The 20,178-nt window shown below is 58.8% G+C and carries 16 protein-coding genes; 5 read left to right on the plus strand and 11 right to left on the minus strand.

The genetic code is table 11. From position 1 onward, the window contains the following. Positions 1-98 precede the first annotated feature (98 nt). Genes M495_RS20185 through M495_RS20200 form a run of 4 tightly spaced genes read left to right on the plus strand, consistent with a single transcriptional unit; the run spans position 99 to position 5,364 of the window. A complete protein-coding gene (locus M495_RS20185) occupies positions 99-1,697 on the plus strand; it encodes a BCCT family transporter (RefSeq protein ID WP_020828527.1) in 1,599 nt (532 codons plus the stop codon). Positions 1,698-1,738: 41 nt separating this feature from the next. Then, positions 1,739-2,863, plus strand: coding sequence for an aromatic ring-hydroxylating oxygenase subunit alpha (locus M495_RS20190; RefSeq protein WP_020828528.1), 1,125 nt, complete (start codon positions 1,739-1,741; stop codon positions 2,861-2,863). Positions 2,864-2,907: 44 nt separating this feature from the next. Continuing rightward, positions 2,908-4,356 (plus strand): NAD-dependent succinate-semialdehyde dehydrogenase, encoded by a 1,449-nt coding sequence (locus M495_RS20195; RefSeq protein ID WP_020828529.1) that lies wholly within the window; start codon positions 2,908-2,910, stop codon positions 4,354-4,356. Between the two features lie 42 nt (positions 4,357-4,398). Further along, a complete protein-coding gene (locus M495_RS20200) occupies positions 4,399-5,364 on the plus strand; it encodes a PDR/VanB family oxidoreductase (RefSeq protein WP_020828530.1) in 966 nt (321 codons plus the stop codon). A gap of 42 nt (positions 5,365-5,406) precedes the next feature. Here the strand turns inward: M495_RS20200 and M495_RS20205 are convergent, their stop codons facing one another. From M495_RS20205 to tkt, 4 genes are all read right to left on the minus strand, one after another. Continuing rightward, the gene (locus tag M495_RS20205; protein ID WP_020828531.1) at positions 5,407-6,477 is read right to left on the minus strand and encodes an ABC transporter ATP-binding protein; all 1,071 of its coding nucleotides are present in this window, start codon (positions 6,475-6,477) and stop codon (positions 5,407-5,409) included. Further along, positions 6,470-8,239, minus strand: a complete 1,770-nt coding sequence (locus tag M495_RS20210; RefSeq protein WP_020828532.1) for an ABC transporter permease — start codon at positions 8,237-8,239, stop codon at positions 6,470-6,472. Before M495_RS20210 ends, M495_RS20205 begins: the two co-directional genes overlap by 8 nt. A gap of 82 nt (positions 8,240-8,321) precedes the next feature. Then, entirely contained in the window at positions 8,322-9,377 is a 1,056-nt protein-coding gene (locus M495_RS20215) for an ABC transporter substrate-binding protein (RefSeq protein ID WP_369982361.1), read from the minus strand. A gap of 352 nt (positions 9,378-9,729) precedes the next feature. Then, positions 9,730-11,724, minus strand: a complete 1,995-nt coding sequence (gene tkt / locus M495_RS20220) for a transketolase (protein ID WP_020828025.1) — start codon at positions 11,722-11,724, stop codon at positions 9,730-9,732. Between the two features lie 238 nt (positions 11,725-11,962). Between tkt and loiP the strand changes: the two genes are divergently transcribed. After that, a complete protein-coding gene (gene loiP / locus M495_RS20225; RefSeq protein WP_020828534.1) occupies positions 11,963-12,715 on the plus strand; it encodes a metalloprotease LoiP in 753 nt (250 codons plus the stop codon). 39 nt (positions 12,716-12,754) lie between these two features. Here loiP and M495_RS20230 read toward each other — a convergent pair whose 3' ends face one another. The 7 genes from M495_RS20230 to M495_RS20260 are packed head-to-tail and all read right to left on the minus strand — an operon-like array spanning position 12,755 to position 20,174. Beyond that, on the minus strand, positions 12,755-14,395 hold the full coding sequence (locus M495_RS20230) for a thiamine pyrophosphate-binding protein (RefSeq protein WP_020828535.1): 1,641 nt from the start codon (positions 14,393-14,395) through the stop codon (positions 12,755-12,757). Between the two features lie 52 nt (positions 14,396-14,447). Continuing rightward, on the minus strand, positions 14,448-15,917 hold the full coding sequence (locus tag M495_RS20235; protein WP_020828536.1) for an aldehyde dehydrogenase: 1,470 nt from the start codon (positions 15,915-15,917) through the stop codon (positions 14,448-14,450). A 15-nt stretch (positions 15,918-15,932) separates the two neighbouring features. Continuing rightward, positions 15,933-16,727: an aspartate dehydrogenase gene (locus M495_RS20240; protein WP_020828537.1), complete on the minus strand. Its 795-nt coding sequence runs from the start codon at positions 16,725-16,727 to the stop codon at positions 15,933-15,935. A 17-nt stretch (positions 16,728-16,744) separates the two neighbouring features. Then, on the minus strand, positions 16,745-17,539 hold the full coding sequence (locus M495_RS20245; RefSeq protein WP_020828538.1) for an SDR family oxidoreductase: 795 nt from the start codon (positions 17,537-17,539) through the stop codon (positions 16,745-16,747). Beyond that, on the minus strand, positions 17,536-18,354 hold the full coding sequence (locus tag M495_RS20250; protein WP_020828539.1) for an alpha/beta fold hydrolase: 819 nt from the start codon (positions 18,352-18,354) through the stop codon (positions 17,536-17,538). The genes M495_RS20245 and M495_RS20250 overlap by 4 nt, the downstream gene beginning before the upstream one ends. Further along, on the minus strand, positions 18,354-18,878 hold the full coding sequence (locus M495_RS20255; protein ID WP_020828540.1) for a cupin domain-containing protein: 525 nt from the start codon (positions 18,876-18,878) through the stop codon (positions 18,354-18,356). Before M495_RS20255 ends, M495_RS20250 begins: the two co-directional genes overlap by 1 nt. Positions 18,879-18,911: 33 nt before the next feature. After that, positions 18,912-20,174, minus strand: a complete 1,263-nt coding sequence (locus tag M495_RS20260; protein ID WP_020828541.1) for an MFS transporter — start codon at positions 20,172-20,174, stop codon at positions 18,912-18,914. Positions 20,175-20,178 lie beyond the last annotated feature (4 nt).

Genomic DNA, 20,178 nt, shown 5'->3' on the forward strand with positions numbered 1-20,178 from the left:
CTACGTGGTCTAACAAACGGCTTAACGCCAATCAATAAGGCCGATAAGCGTGCTGATTGCACGCAACGGCCAACCACAAATAACAGGAGTTCACTCCCATGCAGAGCACGCCTAAAAAGGATGTCATGCTCATCGCGATCAGTCTGTGCAGCATCACGCTGATCGCTATCTGCCTGATGCTATTTCCAGCACAATCCGCACTGGTAGCCACCACCATTTTTAACGCGGTCACCCGCCTGTTCGGTTCGACCATTCAGGTGCTGGTACTGATGGCACTGCTGGTGGTGCTTTATCTGGCCTTAAGCAAATATGGCAATATCCGCCTTGGTGAAGGCAAGCCGCAGTACTCCACTCTAGCCTGGGTGTTTATGTTCATCTGCGCTGGGCTGGGTTCCTCAACCCTGTACTGGGGCGTAATGGAATGGGCCTATTACTATCAAACGCCCGGGCTGAATATCGCACCACGCACGCCAAAAGCATTGGAATACAGCATCAGCTACTCGTTCTTCCACTGGGGGCTGAGCGCTTGGGCAACCTATGCCTTGGCCTCACTGATCATGGCCTATCACTTTCATGTCCGTAAAAATAAAGGCTTGAGCCTGTCCGGCATTATCTCGGCCATCACAGGTGCACGCGCCGACGGCCCTATAGGGCGAGCGGTAGATCTTATTTTCCTGGTTGCTACCGTGGGTGCATTGACTATTTCACTGGTGTTAACCGCCTCCACCTTCACTCGCGGGCTGACGGCATTAACCGGTATTCCAGATACCTTCGCAGTACAGGCCACAGTGATCCTATTGGCCGCAGTAATTTTCTGCCTCAGTTCGTACATTGGTATCGACGGCGGCATGCAACGGCTGAGCAAAATGGTCGGCTGGGGGGCGTTTATCTTCGCCGCACTGGTACTGTTGGTCGGACCGACCGAATTCACCATTAATAACACCGTTAACGCTATCGGTCTGACGGCGCAGAATTTCCTGCAGATGAGTCTGTTTACCGACCCCATGGGAGACGGCAGCTTTAGCCGCAGTTGGACAGTGTTCTACTGGCTGTGGTGGATTTCCTATACGCCTGGCGTGGCCATGTTTGTGACCCGGGTTTCTCGCGGGCGCAAGATCAAAGAGGTGATTTGGGCCCTGCTGCTCGGCAGCACCCTCGGTTGCTGGTTCTTCTTCGGTTCGCTGGAAAGCTTCGCCATGCATCAATTCATCAGCGGGCAGTTGAACGTACCGGAGATCCTCAACGTTCAGGGCGGAGAAACGGCGGTGCAAATGCTGCTGATGTCGCTACCACTCGGCAAACTGTTCCTGGCGGGCTACCTGTTTATCATGATTATTTTTCTGGCGTCGCATATGGATGCCGTCGCCTACACCATGGCGGCCACCAGCACCCGGAATCTGCAAGAGGGGCAGGATCCCAGCCCGATGCTGCGCCTGTTCTGGTGTGTGGTGATCACGCTGATCCCGCTGTCGATTCTGTTTACCGGTGCCTCGCTCGACACCATGAAAACCACCGTTGTCCTAACCGCCTTACCGTTTCTGTTGGTGCTATTGGTCAAAACTTACGGGTTCGCCCGCTGGCTGAAACAGGACTACGCCGCGATACCGGCGCACCTGATCGACGTCAGCCGGCCGACATTGAGCACACCGTCAGAACCTCCGGCCGTTAACCCGTTAAACAACACAACCGTCGTCTGAAACACTCCCGTGGAATAAAAATAAAGAAGAGGAAGGTTATTATGAGCACAGTAATCCCCGCATTGACGTTACCCAAAGACTTCTGCGCCGATGCCCGCGAGGCGTATACCATTCCGGCTCAGTTTTATACTCACCCGGCCGCATTCGATCATGAAAAAGAACGGGTGTTCGCCAACAGCTGGATCTGCGTGGCGCACGGCAGTGAAGTGGCGCAGCCGAATGAATACATCACCCGCGAGATCATCGGCGAAAATATCCTGGTGGTACGCGGTCGCGACAAGGTGTTGCGCGCCTTTTACAACGTTTGCCCACACCGTGGGCATCAATTGTTGTCCGGCGACGGCAAGGCCAAAAACGTCATTACCTGCCCGTACCACGCCTGGGCGTTCAAGCTCGACGGCGAACTGGCCCATGCGCGCAACTGCGAGAACGTGCATAACTTCAATAAAGACATCGCCCATCTGACGCCGGTACGGGTAGAGGAATACGGCGGATTTATTTTTATCAATATGAACCCGCAGGCCGGCAGCGTAGAAGATCAACTGCCCGGCCTGGCAGCCAAGGTGCGCGAGGCCTGCCCGGCGGTAGACGACCTGAAGCTGGCAGCACGTTTCACCACCCTCACCCCGGCCAACTGGAAGAACATCGTCGACAACTATCTCGAGTGCTATCACTGTGCCCCGGCGCACCCCGGTTTCGCCGATTCGGTGCAGGTCGATCGCTACTGGCACACCCTGCACGGTAACTGGACGATGCAGTTTGGCTACGCGCGCCCTTCCGAGCAGTCATTCAAATTCGAGGAAGGCAAAGACGCCAGCTTCCACGGCATCTGGCTATGGCCATGCACCATGTTCAACATCCCGCCGCTGGAAGGCATGATGACGGTGATTTATGAGTTCCCGGTCGATGCGGAAACCACCCTGCAACACTATGACATTTATTTCACCAACGAGGAGCTGACCGCCGAACAACAGAAGTTGATCGAATGGTATCGCGACGTGTTTCGCCCAGAGGATCTGCGGCTGGTGGAAAGTGTGCAGAAAGGGCTGAAGTCACGTGGCTATCGCGGGCAAGGACGCATCATGGTTGACGGTGCGGGCAGTGGCGTTAGCGAACATGGTATCGCGCACTTCCACAACCTGCTGGCGCAGGTCTTCCAACCTTAAATGTACAGGGGCCCCTCGGCCCCGTTAACCCATGAGGTCATCCGGTGAATATTTCCGATCAATCACTGTTCCGCCAGCAGGCGTTTATTAACGGCCAATGGTGCGATGCATCCAATCACGAAACCTTGCCGGTCAGCGATCCGGCGACCGGCCAACTTATAGGCCAGGTGCCGAACATGGCACAACCCGAAGCACAACACGCCATAGCCTGCGCACAGCAAGCGCTGGCAGGCTGGCGTAGTCTGCCAGCCCAACAACGGGCACTGCATCTGCGCCGCTGGTTCGAATTGATGCTGGAGCACCAGCAGGATCTGGCGTCACTAATGACGCAGGAACAAGGTAAACCGCTGGCAGAATCGTTGGGCGAAATCCGCTATGCCGCTTCGTTTGTCGAGTGGTTCGCCGAACAGGCAAAGCGCACCAACGGCGATATCATTCCTTCACCCAGTACTGACAAGCGCCTGATGGTGATCAAACAAGGCATCGGCGTTTGTGCCGCCATTACGCCGTGGAACTTCCCAGCGGCGATGATCACCCGAAAAGCGGCACCGGCACTGGCGGCCGGCTGCACGCTGATCGTTAAGCCCGCCAATGAAACGCCTTATTCGGCGCTGGCAATGGCGGAGCTGGCTAACCGTGCGGGCATTCCCGCTGGGGTTTTCAACGTGATCACCGGCAATTCACAGATCATCGGTGCCGAGCTGACCAGCAATCCGCTGGTCCGTAAGCTGAGCTTTACCGGTTCCACCCCGGTTGGTCGCGTGTTGATGCGCCAAAGCGCCGACACCATCAAAAAGGTCTCTCTGGAACTGGGTGGCAATGCGCCCTTTATCGTGTTCAAGGATGCGGATATCGACGCTGCCGTTGAGGGTGCATTAGTCGCCAAATACCGTAACGCGGGGCAAACCTGTGTTTGCGCTAACCGTTTCTATATCCACCGTGACGTTTACCCGCAGTTCACAGAAAAATTTGTCGCTCGGGTAGCGGCGCTGAAAGTGGGTAACGGCTTCGATCACGATGTGCAAATAGGTCCGTTAATCAACCGTAAAGCACGAGACAAGGTCATGGAACTGCTGAACGATGCACAAAACAAAGGGGCCATCCTACTCACCGGCGGTCATCCGCACCCGCTGGGCGGCAATTTCTTCACGCCGACGGTACTGGGGGACGTTCAAGCCGGCTCACTCTTGCTGGAAGAAGAGATTTTCGGCCCGGTCGCACCGCTGGTGGTCTTTGACGATGAAGCCGAAGTGCTGCAACGCGCAAATGACACGATCTATGGGCTGGCGGCCTATTTCTACACGCGCGATGCTGCGCGCATCTGGCGGGTTTCGGAGCAGTTGGAATACGGCATGGTAGGCATCAACACGGGCCTGATATCCAACGAGGTGGCACCGTTCGGTGGCGTCAAACAGTCCGGTCTGGGGCGTGAAGGCTCCACCTATGGCATCGACGATTATCTGGAACTGAAATATCTGTGCCAGGCGGTATAACCTGTTATGCGCGGGCGCAGCCCGTGCTCTGGAGTGAATAACATGTCCAGTTATCGGATGTTTGATGTCCGCGTGATCGAAATCGAAACCATTACCGCGCAGGTAAAGCGTTTTACTCTGGCGGACCCGATGCAGCGGCCGTTGCCGGCCTTCAGTGGCGGCAGCCATATCATCGTGCAAATGCAACAGGGGGAACAGCGCTACAGTAATGCCTACTCCCTGCTAAGCTCTCCTTTCGACTTGCAGCACTATCAGATCGCCGTACGACGCGAGTCGCCCTCGAAAGGCGGATCCAACTTTATGCATAACAACCTGCAGGTAGGCGATACGCTGACCATAAGTACGCCGAACAATCTGTTTGCATTGGCACCGACGGCGGAACAACACCTGCTGATTGCCGGCGGCATCGGCATTACGCCGTTTATGGCACAACTGCATGAACTGCACCAGCGCGGTCAACGTTACCGGCTGCACTATTGTTTCCATAGTGAAGAACAGAATGCTTTTCAGGCACAGCTGCTGACTTCCCCCTTTGCTGAACATGTCCACTGCCATGTTTCCACCCAGGGTAGCCGTTTAGATTTGGCACGCCTGCTGGCAGACATCGAACCTGCAACCCATATTTACGTGTGTGGCCCACCGGCGTTGAACGATGCGGTATTGCAGGCGGCTTCCGCGCACGGGATTGAGAAGGCACGTCTGCACCGCGAGGCCTTTGCCGTCACTGACAGCCAAGGGAAAGCCTTTACGCTGGTGTTGGCTCGCTCAGGGATTGAGCTGGAAGTGACACCAGAGATGACCATTCTGCAGGTGCTGGAAAACAGCAAGGCAGCGAAAGTGGAATGCCTATGCCGGGAAGGTATTTGCGGCACCTGTGAAACGCGAATTATTGAAGGGGAAGCTGACCACCGCGATCAGTATCTGAGCGAGGAGGAACGAGAAGCGCAGCAGAGCCTATTGATATGCTGCTCAAGGGCCAAGGGGCAACGGCTGGTACTGGATTTGTAGTTCAACCAACCGCGCCCGCCACAGGCGCGGTTATTGTTGAAGCTAGGCCTTGGGGAAAATCCACAGGTGCTCTGCCGGCAAGGACAGCCGGCAAGGCGTCTGGCCGCGCACTTCGGTGCCATAAGCCCGCACCACGAAATCTTCAGCAACGGTGCGGAACAGGTATTCCCAACGATCGCCCAGGTACATGCTGGTCAGCAGTGGCAACTCCAGTTGGTTGCCCTGGGGATCCTCACCCAGGCGCACGCGTTCTACCCGGATCACCGCCGTGGCTTCATCGCTAACCTTTACCCCTGCGCCTGCCATGCCCCACAGCGCCCAATCTTTCCCTTCGATGCGCGCCTTGCCCTCGCTCATCTCGGTGATTTTGCCGAACAGGCGGTTATTGCTGCCCATAAACTCGGCGGTAAACAGGGTCGAGGGGGAGCCGTACATTTCCTGCGGCGTGCCCTGCTGTTCGATCTTGCCGTTGTTGAGCAACAAAATGCGATCGGAAATGGCCATCGCCTCGTTCTGATCGTGGGTCACCATCAGCGCCGACAACCCCAGCTTGATAATCAGTTCACGCAGAAACACCCGCGCCTCTTCGCGCAGCTTGGCATCCAGGTTGGATAGCGGCTCATCCAGCAGGATCACCGGCGGGTTGTACACCAACGCCCGACCAATCGCCACGCGCTGCTGCTGGCCGCCGGACAGCTGATGCGGAAGGCGTTTGCCCAGATGTCCCAGTCCCAGTTGATCCAGCACCCCTTGCACCCGCTGGGTAATTTCCGCCGTGGAAACTTTGCGTAATTTCAGCGGATAGGCGACGTTCTCAAACACGGTTTTATGCGGCCACAGGGCATAGGACTGGAATACCAGCCCGAGGTTGCGCTCCTCCGCCGGGATCTCGCTGCGCGCAGTACCGTCATACACCTTATTGCTGCCAATGATAATGCTGCCCTGGGTTGGCTTTTCCAGCCCGGCGACCGCCCGCAACAGCGTCGTTTTACCGCTGCCCGACGGCCCCAACAGCGAAACCACCTCGCCGCGCTTGAGCTGCATCGAAACGCCTTTCAGCACCGGGTTGTCGCCGTAGGTCAAATGCAGGTTCTCTACCGAAAGTTCAATCATGTAATTTCACTCCAAAGCGCAAGGCGATCCCCAGCCCCAGCACCACCAGCAGGATGTTAATGAAGGAGAGCGCGGCCACGATATCAATGGCACCCGCCGCCCACAGCGAAACCAGCATCGAACCTATGGTTTCGGTGCCTGGAGACAACAGGTAAACCCCGGTGGAATACTCTCGTTCGAAAATCAGGAACATCAGCAACCACGAGCCGATCAGGCCGTAGCGCGACAGCGGAATAGTCACGTGACGAGTGATCTGCCCACGGGAGGCACCGGCACTGCGCGCAGCCTCTTCCAGTTCAGGGCCGACCTGCAACAGCGTCGAGGAGATCAACCTCAGGCCGTAGGCCATCCACACCACGGTATACGCCAGCCAAACGCTGAAGATGGTGCTGCGCAAAGAACGTAGCCAGACAATCAGGTTTTCCCGCAGCCATTCGGCGACCGGCAGGGCCGATAACCAGCCCTCTTTCAACGACTTGTCCAGCCACATCGGCAGGAACAGGAACACCCACAGGAACGCCAGCCCCGCCAGCAAACCCGGCACCGCACGCGGTACCAGCACGCTGTAATCGAGAAAACGGGTAGCACCGTCGGGTTTGCGGTGCATGGCAATGCCGATGAACAGATAACAGACTACCGCCAGAGCACCGCCGATCACCCCTATCGCCATCGAGTTGACGATGGCTCGCAACAGGTTGGGTTGCTGCCAGATGGTGCGGAAGGTATTGAGCGACAGCTCGTCCCAGATCGAAACACCCACGCCCCAGTTGGAAATAAAGGCACGCAGCACCACGCCCACCAGTGGCACACCTATGGTCACCGTCAGCCAAAACACCACCACCGCACCGGCGACCCAGCGCCATTTGCCCAGCGGCAGCGCCCGCGCCTGCGACGCCTTGCCCTTGACGGTGACGAAACGGTTGGCGGTACGCATCAGACGGCGCTGCAACATTACCAGCGGAATGGTGATGCAAATCAGCACCACCGCCACTGCCGCCATCAGGTGGTAAGACGGCGTGCCCAGCTTGTTGGTCAGTTGATACAGGTAGGTCGCCAGCACCAGGTTCCCTTCCGGATCGCCCAGCACCAGCATCAGGCCGAACACCTCCAGCCCGAGAAAGAACAGCAATACGCCAGCATACAGAATCGAAGGGCGTACCATCGGCAAGCTGACGGCCGTCATGACCTGCAAGGGCGAAGCGCCTGCCGTACGAGCGGCCTCCTCCACGTCGGAGCCGACGCTGCGCAAGGCCGAGGAAATATAAAGATAAGCGTGCGGCACGTGGGTTAATCCGGCAATGACCACAATGCTGGCCATCGAGTAGATATTCCAGGGCACAAAGCCCAGCAGCGATTCCGCCCATAGCGAGAAGAAGCCGACCGGCCCGGCGGCCACCACGTAGCCAAAGCCCAGCACCATCGGTGAGACAAAGATCGGCACCAGGATCAGCGGTTCAATAAACCGACGACCGGGCAAATCGGTTCTGACCATCAAAAAGGCCAGAATACCTCCCAGCGGAATGGCGATCACCACTAAGCCAAAGGCCAGGATAAAGCCACTTTTCAGCGCCTTGTAAAAGTCAGGATCGGTGAAAATAAACTCGAACGCCTCAAGGCTAAAAACCTTGGAGGGCGAAAAAAAAGGTGCGGAGAGAAAACTTTGAATCACGATAAATGACAGCGGCACATAGATAACCAGCGCGGTTATCACCACCACCAAGCCACGCGGCAGGCTCTGCCACTTTCTGCGCCATGTATTCATAATCTATCCCAATGGTTGTAAACATCGACCACCAAAGGGCGCGCGCCTCCCTGGCAGACGCGCGTCCGGAGCCTGTCCTAATTTATTTTGCCGCGGCGGTACGCCATTGCTTGATGTAGTCCAACCGTTTGGCCGGCTGCAGGTACTCCAACAGGCTCTCGTCCACCGGAATAGGCTTCAGCGCGTTGCCAAGCATTTTGGTCATGCCGTCGATGTCGTTTTTGCCTTCAATGTCATTACGGATAGAGGGAATATCCGCCTGGTTGGCGAGAATGCTCTGGCCCTTTTCCGACAAGACGTAGTTAAGCCAAAGTTTTGCCGCGTTGCTGTTGGCAGCCTCTTTGCTGATAAAGGACACGCGCGACAGCACCAGGGTGTAATCTTTCGGGTAAGCGATGCCCAGAGAAGGGTCAGTTTTGGCGCGGGCTTCGGCGTAGGAACCCAGAATGTTGAAACCAATCAGGTTTTCACCGGACGATACCCTTTCCATCATGGTACCGGTGGACGACTGCACGGCCAGACCGCCTTTGGCAACGTCAGCCAGCGTAGCAAAATAGTTCGGGTCGGCCTTGAAGTCCTGCACCGACAGCATGAAGCCCAACCCTGATTTTTCAATGTCATAGGTCGTGACTTTCTTTTTAAACTTGTCGGTTTGACTGGCGATCAGCTTTGCCAGCGCAGCGTGCGAGTCCGGCACATCCCCCTGCGGGATCAGCCGTTTGTTATAAATGAAGACCACCGGCTCATAGGTGGTGCCGTAGGCTCTCTCTTTCCAGACCGCCCACTTGGGCAGTTGGCCCTGTTCCGGCGAGGCGTATTCTTGCGCATAGTCGGTTGCCAGCTTCAGCGCGGTATCCATCGACGAACTCCACACCACGTCACCGCTGGTGCCACCCGCCGCCTGTTCGCTGATATAGCGGTTATACAGCTCGGTGCTGTTCATGTCGTTGTATTCGACCTTAACGCCCGGATACAGCGCTTCGAACCCCTGAATCAACGGTCCTGCGGCTTTGGTATCCGTGGTGGAATACACCACTACCTTGCCCTCTTTCTTCGCGCCATCCACAATTTTCTGATAGTCGGCTGGATAGCCTGCAGGGAACTCAGCGTAAGCAGGCACTGCACCCAGTACCGCCATCGCCACCACCGACGCGCCGATTCTTGTTAACATAATCAACTCCTGGTTACATTTAATAAACTAAAAATTAACATATAGTTAATAAGTGTTCTTAAGCAACGCCGTTGATTTTTTATCTTCGTATTTTGTGAGGTTGGGCGATTTTTGGGCAAGAAAAAGCCCGGCAAGATGCCGGGCTCAGATTGATGACAAAGTGCTTCGCAGTTAAAAATTCCGATCTGGGGACGAATAAAAACAAAGGATTATGTCTTCAGATTTACCCCAAACAGCCGAAAACCACGTTTTTCGGCTGTTTGTCATTAGACTAAGCCCGGCAAGATGCCGGGCCTGGGGTAATGCGACGCGAGATGCCTTATTTCAGCAGTGCCTGCGCCTTGGCCACCACGTTATCCACGGTGAAGCCGAACTCTTTGAACAGCTGCTCTGCCGGTGCCGACTCACCAAAGGTGGTCATGCCCACGATAGCGCCGTTCAGGCCCACGTACTTGTACCAGTAGTCCGCGATACCCGCTTCCACCGCCACGCGGGCAGTGACCGCCGCCGGCAGCACGGATTCACGGTAAGCCGCGTCCTGCTTGTCGAAGGCGTCGGTAGACGGCATCGAGACCACGCGCACCTTGGTGCCCGCCGCGCTCAGCTTGTCTGCCGCTTCCACGGTGATGCCCACTTCCGAACCGGTGGCAATCAGGATGACGTCCGGCGTACCGGCACAGTCCTTCAGCACGTAGCCGCCGCGGTAAACGTTGGCCAGCTGCTCCGCGGTACGCGGCTGCTGGGTCAGGTTCTGACGCGAGAAAATCAGCGTGGTCGGGCCGTCATTGCGCTCGATGCCGTACTGCCAGGCAATCGCCGATTCCACCTGGTCACACGGACGCCAGGTGCTCATGTTCGGGGTCACGCGCAGGCTGGCAATCTGCTCAACCGGCTGGTGTGTCGGGCCGTCTTCGCCCAGACCGATGGAGTCGTGGGTATAAACGAACACGTTGCGGATTTTCATCAGCGCCGCCATGCGCACCGCGTTACGGGCGTATTCCACGAACATCAGGAAGGTCGCGGAGTACGGCAGGAAGCCGCCGTGCAGCGCGATGCCGTTGGTGATGGCGGTCATGCCGAACTCGCGCACGCCGTAGTGGATGTAGTTACCCGCCGGGTCAACGTTCAGCGCTTTCGAGCCGGACCACATGGTCAGGTTGCTAGGCGCCAGGTCAGCGGAGCCGCCGAGGAACTCAGGCAGCACCTTGCCGAAGGCTTCCAGCGCGTTCTGCGAGGCCTTGCGGCTGGCGATGTTGGCCGGGTTGGCCTGCAGCTGCTCGACGAAGGCTTTGGCGTCGGCTTTCCAGTTGGCCGGCAGTTCGCCGTTCATGCGGCGTTTGAACTCGGCAGCCAGTTCCGGGAAGGCCTTGGCGTAGGCGGCGAACTTGTCGTTCCAGGCCGCTTCTTTCGCCTTGCCGGCTTCTTTGGCGTCCCACTGGGCATAGATGTCCTGCGGGATTTCGAAGGCGGCATATTTCCAGCCCAGGGCTTCGCGGGTGGCGGCCACTTCGGCGGCGCCCAGCGCAGCACCGTGCACGTCGTGGGTACCGGCCTTGTTCGGGGAGCCGAAACCAATCACGGTTTTGCACATCAGCAGGGACGGCTTGTCGGTGACCTTGCGGGCTTCTTCAATCGCGGCCTTGATGGCATCCGGGTTGTGGCCGTCCACGTGACGCACCACGTGCCAGCCGTAGGCTTCAAAGCGCTCGGCGGTGTTGTCGGTGAACCAGCCTTCCACGTGACCGTCGATGGAGATGCCGTTGTCATCGTAGAACGCGGTCAGTTTGCCGAGCTTGAGGGTACCGGCCAGGGAACAGACTTCGTGAGAGATGCCTTCCATCATGCAGCCGTCGCCCATAAAGGCGTAGGTGTGGTGGTCGACCACGTCATGGCCCGGGCGGTTGAACTGCGCAGCCAGGGTGCGTTCGGCAATGGCGAAGCCGACGGCGTTGGCGATGCCCTGGCCCAGTGGGCCGGTGGTGGTTTCCACGCCTGGGGTGTAGCCGTATTCCGGGTGACCCGGGGTTTTGGAGTGCAGCTGGCGGAAGTTTTCCAGCTCGCTCATCGGCAGGTCGTAGCCGGTGAGGTGCAGCAGGCTGTAAATCAGCATGGAGCCATGGCCGTTGGAGAGGACGAAGCGGTCACGGTCAGCCCAGTGCGGGTTGGTCGGGTTGTGGTTCAGGTAGTCACGCCACAGGACTTCGGCGATGTCCGCCATGCCCATAGGTGCACCCGGGTGGCCGGAATTTGCTTTTTGTACGGCGTCCATGCTGAGTGCGCGGATGGCGTTGGCAAGCTCTTTACGAGAGGACATGTTTTACTCCAGGTCGGATTAAAAAATCAGTCAAGTTTTCTATTTTCTCAGACTCCGCATTAAAACGGCAATCCCTAATACCAAATGAGAGCGAGTTCACAACTTATTAGCACAATTGGTCGGTTTTTCGGAATAACACTATTTTCCCGATTGTCGGCGTACACTAGTCTCAAGCGGCAAGATTTCCCTAAACTAAAATGACACGACCCCCTTGTTACTCTCACAGGAAAATGGCTTTATGAAGATCCGTACCTCTTTGATTGCATTAAGCATTGCCACTTTGGTAAGCGGCTGTCAAAACCTGAACACCGATACCCTGATGCAGTCTGGCGCGCAGGCGTTCCAGGCCGCGACGCTGAGCAATAACGACGTAAAAATCCTGAGTGATAAATCCTGCGCAGAGATGGACAGCAAGGCACAAATCGCGCCGGCCGACAGTACCTATGCCAAACGCCTGAACAAAATCGCGGCGGCGCTGGGAGATAATATCAACGGCACGCCGGCCAACTATAAGGTCTACGTCACAAAAGACGTGAATGCCTGGGCAATGGCCAACGGCTGTATCCGCGTTTACAGCGGGCTGATGGACATGATGACCGACAATGAAGTGGAAGGCGTGCTGGGCCACGAAATGGGCCACGTGGCGCTGGGCCATACCCGCAAAGCAATGCAGGTCGCTTACGGCACCGTGGCATTGCGTACCGCAGCGGCCTCGACCGGCGGCATCATAGGGTCGCTGTCGCAGTCACAGTTGGCGGATATGGGCGAGAAGCTGGTTAACGCTCAGTTCTCCCAAAAACAGGAAAGTGAAGCCGATGACTATTCGTTCGATCTGCTGAAACAACGCGGCATCGACCCGAACGGCCTGGTCACCAGCTTTGAAAAACTGGCTAAAATGGAGGCCGGCCGTCAGAGCAGCATGTTTGACGATCACCCCGCTTCCGAAGCGCGCGCACAGCATATTCGCGAGCGCATCGCAGCAGGCAAGTAAAACACAACGCCCGGCAGATGCCGGGCGTTTTTCATTTCATCAGTACAATGTCTTTTGCGGTGGCCCGGCGAAGGTTAGCGGCCCAATGCTGTTCATATCCACTTCCACCACCGACGGCCCCGGATAATTAATCGCTTCCGCCAGCACGCCGTTGAACTGCGCCGCGCTGTCCACTTTCCACGCCTTCAGCCCCATCGCCTCGGCAACCTGGGTAAATGCGGGAGTGTGCAGTTCGTTATAATACTGACGGCCGGCAAAATACTTGTCCTGAATGCCCCGCATCACGCCGTAACCGCCGTCGTTCATGATCAACAGGGTAATATTGGCCTGCTCCTGCGCCATGGTTGCCAGTTCGCCCAGGCCTAACGCCAGCCCCCCGTCCCCGACCAGCCCCACCACCTTGCGCTGCGGGTTGGCGATCGCCGTGCCAATCGCCATTGGCAGCCCCATGCCAATCGCCCCGGCCAGCGAGTGAATGTTGCAGAGCGGCGAAATGGCGCGGAACAAACGGCTGCCCCACACGCTGCCGGAAACGGTGATATCACGCACCAACAGACCGTCCTGCGGCAACGCAGCGGCGATGGCGTCGTTCAATTTTGCATACTCTCCCGACTGCTGGCGCAGCGCACTTTCCGCCTGCTGTATCGCCGTGGCTATCTCGGCATCCCACTCGGCATTCACTTTTTCACCCGGGCTCAAACGAGCAGCCAGCGCGTTAAGCAAGGCGCCGCAGTCACCGTTGATTTGCTCGTCGGCCAGATAGTTGCGGTTGGCCGCCGCCGGATCGATATCAATTTGAACCAGCGGGCGCGGCAGCGGCAACGTCCAGGTACGCGTCTCATTGCTGCGCAAGCGTGAACCGGCCACCAGCGTCAAATCGCACTGCGTCAGGATCGCCTCAATGCTCGGTGAGTTGTGGAACGCACGCAGGCTGCGCGGATGCCTATCAGGCAGGATACCGCGCCCATGGGTGCTGGAGATCACCACCACGCCGGCATCCGCCAGTTTGCGTACCGCATCAGCGCAGGCCAGCGCACCGCCACCCAACCACAGCAATGGGCGTTTGGCCTGTTTCACCCGCTGATACAGGCGCTCAACCGCCTCGTCACTGGCCGCCGGCAGCGGCGCAGGCGCCACGGGCTGGCTCAGCACCGAACTGGAAACCAGGCTACTTTGAATATCGATCGGGATCTCGACCGCCACCGGGCCACAAGGCACCGTCTGCGCATCGAGGATAGCCCGCTGGATCACGGCCACCGCCTGTTCCGCTGAGTTGACCCGATATGCGCGTTTGGAGCAGGCGCGCAGGAAACCCAACTGATCGCGGGTCTCATGAATGAACCCGGCGTCGGCATCCAGATAGGCCTTCTCCACCTGGCCGGTAATGTGCAGCAACGGCGTGTTGGCATTCAGCGCTTCGATCATGGCACCGACCGCATTGCCGGCCCCCGCGCCCGTGCTGGTCAAGGCTACGCCCAGACCGGAGAAACGGCCGTGGGCATCGGCCATGGTGACCGCGCCCGCTTCGCCACGCGCCGGTACGAAACGGATGTTGCCACGTTGCCCTACCGCATCGGCAATCGGCAGATTATGAATCGAAATGATGCCGTACATCGCCGACACCTCGTACTGTTCCAGAGTCCGGGCTATCGCCTCACCAACCGTTATTTTATCGCTCATCATCTGCCTTCTTATTGTGTTCGTTGTAGGGGTTACGCACCGTCGCTCAAAGCTAATCGCTCCAGCGGTTCGCCTGATGGCTCAGCGCCAGGTAAAGGCTTTTCTGCTGCATATAGGCCTTGATGCCGTGCAGACCCTTTTCGCGGCCCAGACCGCTCTCTTTGAAACCGCCGAAAGGCGTAGAAATAGAGAATGTTTTGTAGGTGTTGATCCACACGGTGCCGGTTTCCAATTGCTCCGCCAGCGCCATCGCCCGCGGGAAATCCCGGCTCCAGATCCCGGCGGCCAGCCCATACACCGAATCGTTGGCTTGCTCGATCAACTGTTGTTCGTTATCGAACGGCAGTGCCACCAGTACCGGGCCAAAAATCTCTTCCTGGCAAGCGCGGGCACGGTTACTCAACCCTTCGATAATCGTTGGCAGGTAATAGCTGCCGCCGGCCAGCAGCGGATCGGCCGGCGCTTCGCCGCCTATCACTACCCGGCCGCCTTCTTGCTGCGCCAGCGCCACATAATCCGCCACGCTTTGGCGATGCTTGTCGTTAATCAGCGGGCCGAGGTGCACGCCCGGCGTCAGCGGATTGCCGACCCGCAGCCCGGCCGCCAGCTCGCTCAGGCGCGCCAGCAGCGGCTGGTATAGCGAGCGATGCACAAACAGCCGCGAGCCGGCAATGCAGGCCTGGCCGGCGGAGCTGAAAATGCCGTAGCAGATCCCGCGAGCCGCCTGTTCCAAATCGGCGTCCTCCAGCACGATGGTCGGCGACTTGCCGCCCAGCTCCAGCGAGGTAGGGATCAGCTTCTCGGCGGCGATATGCGCCAAATGGCGACCAGTATTGGTCCCCCCGGTAAAAGAAATCTTTTTCACTAACGGGTGACGCGCCAGTGCCTCGCCAATCACCGAGCCTTTGCCCGGCAACACGCTAAGCAGTCCGGCGGGCAGGCCTGCTTGCTCAAACAGTTCCGCCAGTTTTAGCGCCATCAGCGGTGTCGCTTCGGCCGGTTTGAGGATCACCGCATTGCCCGCCGCCAGTGCGGGGGCCACCTTTTGCATCTCACTGGCGATCGGCGAGTTCCACGGCGTAATGGCCGCGATCACGCCCAGCGGCTGATACTGGCTCAACGTCATGATCTCCGCGCTGCGCTGGGTCGGCAGTTCGCCCTCCAGCACCTCGCAGGCAGCGGCAAAGTAGCGAGCCGTCGCCGCCGCGCTGGCCACCAGCCCACGGGTTTCCGCCAGGGGTTTGCCGTTGTCGCGGGTCTGCAACTGCGCCAGCTCTTCCAGTTGCGCCATAATCAGGTTGCTGACGCGGTACAGAATGTTGGCTCGCTGATGCGGCACCAGCCCACGCCACTCGGGGGCCCGCCAGGCGCGTTCCGCCGCGGCTACCGCATCATTGACGTCTTCAATACTGGCGGCACGCAGCCGCGCATTCACGCTGCCGTCGGCCGGGAACTGCGAGGCCATTTCATCGCCACGCCCTTCACACCAACGCCCAGCCACAAAAATCTTTAACCTTTCCATACTCGCTCCTGCCGTTCAGGCAATAAAACCACCGTCGATCAGACGGCGGCAGGCTTGTACCGCGCTCAGCGCCGCCAGGGTTGATGTCTTGGGATTGCTTGCCAGCGGGTTGCCGCTCAGCTCAATGTGAAACTCACCGAAATTGCCGCACACCTGCAGCCGGTGGGTATTGCGTCGGGTCGCGGGATCGACCAGCAACCGCACCCGGGTGGCGTCCATTCCCAGGCCGTTGAGCGCAATGGTCGCCGCCACATTGGCGTTCGCCGGGAATAACCGCGCCGCCTCCCGCGCCGAGCCTTCGAAAAACACCTGCGCCTCGCTTACCGCATCGAGATCAATCAATTGCTCTGCCATACTGCCGCGCCAGCTGGCCGGACTTTTACACGCCTGATAAGTGACGCTGTCCAGACCGCCCTCACGTGCCGACGCCAAGCCGTCCATGCCCGCCACCGCACCGGACAGCACGATCACCTGGCCCCGATGCTGCCGACAGGCTTGCTGCAAACGCTGCTGCAACGCGGCATCCGCTAACGCGCCGGTAGAGATCACCGCTAAAGGCCAACCGCGCGTGACCACCGCCTCACCGAACTCCGCCACCGCCTGCTGGCTGGCGCACTCCAGCACCAGATCCGGCTTTTCAGCACAGTGGTCGGGGTGGGTCAACGCCAGCACCTGGCCACCAAAGGCGTTGGCAATCGCCGCATGATGAGCCGCACGCGCGACAATCCAACCAACGCTCACCCCGTCCGGCAGGCGGGACAGCACCTCTGTGGCCATTGCGCCGTAACCAATCATCATGATCTTCTTCATCTTTTCAGCCTCTGCGGTTAAAGATGGCGGTTAAAGCCGCCGGAGACGTCCAGCGCGGCCCCGGTGGTAAAGGACGCCAGAGGCGAAGCCAGGAACAGCAGCGCCCGTGCCGGCTCCTGCGGTTTCCCCAGGCGTTTCATCGGGATGCCGCGTCGTTCGGCAATCGCCGCCGTCCACTGCTCCCAGCTTTGATCTTTATCGCTGCGCTCGTCGAAGCGGCGGCGCCACTGGCCGGACTCCACCATGCCCAACAGGATCGAGTTGACGCGAATGCCCTTGTCCACCAGCTCTTTCGACAGCGTCAGCGTCATGTTGAGCAGTGCCGCACGCGCCGCCGAGGTGGCGATCATGTGTTCTTCCGGCTGCAAGGCCAAAAGCGAATTCACACAGGTGATGGAAGCGATATCCGAACGCTCCAACGCCGGCAAAAATGCCTGCACCGGGTTAATCACGCCGAACAGCTTTAGCTCCGCCTCATGCAGCCAGGCGGTGCGCGGCGTTTGATCAAAATGCGCGACGAACCCCTGGCCGGCGTTGTTGATCAACAAATCTACGCCGCCGAAGCGTGCAGTCACCTGGGCGGCAAACTGCGTTACCTGCGACTCGTCCAGCACGTCGCAGCACAGTGCCAGGATCTCCGCCTGCGGAAACTCATGGCGCAGGCTGGCTTCGGCACCGGCCAGTTTGTCCGGATTGCGGCCGCAAAATGCCACCTTCGCGCCTTCCGCCAGCAGCAGACGCAGGGTTTCGAAACCGATGCCCGACGAACCGCCGGTGACCACCGCGACCCGTTTCTCAAGCTGAAAATTCATGGTTGAATTGCTCCCGTAAAATCCTGCAGATAGCGGTTAAATTGCCCCGGCGCATCGAGATAGCTGGCATGCCCGGCCCCCTCAATCAGGCGCAGTGTCGCGTCCTGCTGTTGCGCCAGCACCGCCGCCGCTTCCGGTGGCGTGATCCGATCGCAGTCACCGCACCACACCTGCAACGGGCCGCGGTACTGCGCCAGATAGCGGCCGATATCGTCGTTGGCCAGCATCCAGGCGGCATTGAGAAAACCCTCGGGATCCAGCTGCTGCATGCCGTTGCGTACCCAGGCAATATCTTGAGGATCCGCACCTTCACGCAGTAACGCCGCCGCCCGCTGCTCGCCGTAGCCCTGCGGCCCAAGCTGCTCAATCAGCTGTTTTCTCTGGCTATAAACCTGTTGGCGTTTCTCCAGCGGTGCGTTGGCGTAGCCCTGCGCCGGATCCGCCAACACCAGCCCACATAATCCGTCGGGATAACCGGCAGCATAGGCGCTACCGATCAAGGCGCCGAGCGAGTGACCGACGATCAGCGGTTGCTCCAACTGCAAGTGCGCCACCAGCGCCGCCAGCGCGGCGGCGTAGGCGGCGGCATCCGGCTCGCTGACCGTCAGCGGCAGGCTGCCGCCGTAGCCTGGGGCGTCCCAGGCCAGCAAGCGATGACCGTCGGCCAGCCCCGAGTCATTGAACTGCTTGATCCACGAGGCCGAACCGGAACTGATGCCGTGCAGCAACACCACCGGGCGACCGTGACCCGCCTCGCGCCAGCTCAGGGTAAACTCCCCGCAGCGCGCCTGCTGACGTTGCGCCAGGCCGTTCATCAGTTGCGTTTCACTTTGGATAACGGGTGATCCGCCGGGTAGGTCGGGGTTTCCGGTTTGGCGGTACCGAGCATCACGCACATCAATGCCTCTTCTTCGCCGTGGTTGAACAACCCACGGTAGACTCCGGCCGGCACCGAGATCAGATCGCGCTCTTTCAGCTTGGTTTCGTAATACTCGCTACCGTCCTGGATCATCAGCGTGATGCTGCCCTTCAGCATAAAGAACACCTCTTCCACGTCATCGTGCAGGTGCAACGGGCCCTCGCACTTCGAAGGCAGCACCATGGTGGAGAAGGTGAAGTTGCCTGCCGGAATGGTATTGGTGTCGCTGGCTACCCCGGTGGCGCCGGTACCGATGTAGCGCATCTGCGCACGGCGGTATTTCGGGTCGTAATCGGCCTGGAACTTCAACGCGTTCCAGTCATATTTACGGCCTTCAAAGCGGGCGATACGCGATTCCACCCAATGCTCAATCGATTGATCCTGCGGCTTGACGCCAGCTTGCTTCTCAACCTGGGACATGTTGTAACTCCTCTGTTGAATCAAACGGTTAAATCAATACTTCTTCAGTAACGGCAGCAGAATGATGCAGCCGATCAGGGCCATCACCACCAGGAACAGCAAGCCGTTATCCATGTTGCCGGTGGCGGCGATCAGCGCCCCCATCAGCACCGGTGCCAGCGCACCGGCAAAATTGCCCAATCCGTTAAAAATACCGCCGGCGGTGGCGCTGACCTTGCTGCTGGTGGCTTTCGCCAGCAGGGCAAAGATGTTTGGCGCACCGGCCCCCCACATAAAGGTGCTGAAAGCCATGGCGGCGATCACGCTGTAAGTGCCCTGCAACTGCAGCACCACGGCCAGCCCCAGCCCGGCGCCGCACAGCGAGACAAAACAGGCCAGTGCGCGACGATCCAGCTTGTCCGACAGCCAGGCGCCGACCACTTCGCCCAGCAGCATGGCGATAAACGGCAGCGATGACAGATAACCGGCGTGCTCCAGATGAATACCTTTGCCCTTGATCAGGTAGCTCGGCAGCCAGCCGTTCATGCCCCACAGGTAGGTCAGGAAGGCGATGTTAAACAGGCAGATCATCCAAAAATGCGGGTTGCGCAGCAGCTCATGGCGATGCAGTTTACGTTCGGCAATAGCCGGTTTGGAAACGCTAGCCGCCGCGGGGCGTGACACGTTGAGATGACGCATGCCGAACAGCACCAGCAGCATCACCGGCAGCGTCAGGAACGCCATAAAGAAGAAGGTGGTCTGCCAGTCAAAGGTGTTAAGGATGTACAGCGTAACCGGGAAGCCGAGCGCGGCGCCCAATGGCGTACCCAGCAGCCACAACATGGTGGCGCGTGCCTGCAGGCGCTGCGGGAAGGCCTGGCGAATGATGGCGTAGGCCATTGGCAGCAGCGGACCTTCGGCAATGCCGAGGAAAATGCGCAGCGTCATCATGCTGTGATAAGAGCGTGTCATGCCCATAAGCACCATCAGTACGCCCCACACCACCATCATGCCAATCAGCACCTTGACCGGGTTCAAGCGGTCGCCAATTCCGCTCAGCAACATCGAAGAGATGCCGTAGGAGAACAAAAACGCGCTCATCAGCAACCCCAGCCGCGCCGGGTCAAAACTGATGCCCAGCGCCTGCTGGAATTCAGTATCGGAAAACAGTGCCGCGATGCTGATCTTGTCGAAAAACGCCAGCAGCACGCAGGCAAACAGCGCGATGGGCACCGACCAGCGCACTCGTTGCTGCGGATTTTCGGCAACAGCATCCCCCACCCGTTCAGCGCGGGCGTCAATCTCTTGCGTAGTCATGAAA

The organism is Serratia liquefaciens ATCC 27592 (genome assembly GCF_000422085.1).
GTDB lineage: Bacteria > Pseudomonadota > Gammaproteobacteria > Enterobacterales > Enterobacteriaceae > Serratia > Serratia liquefaciens.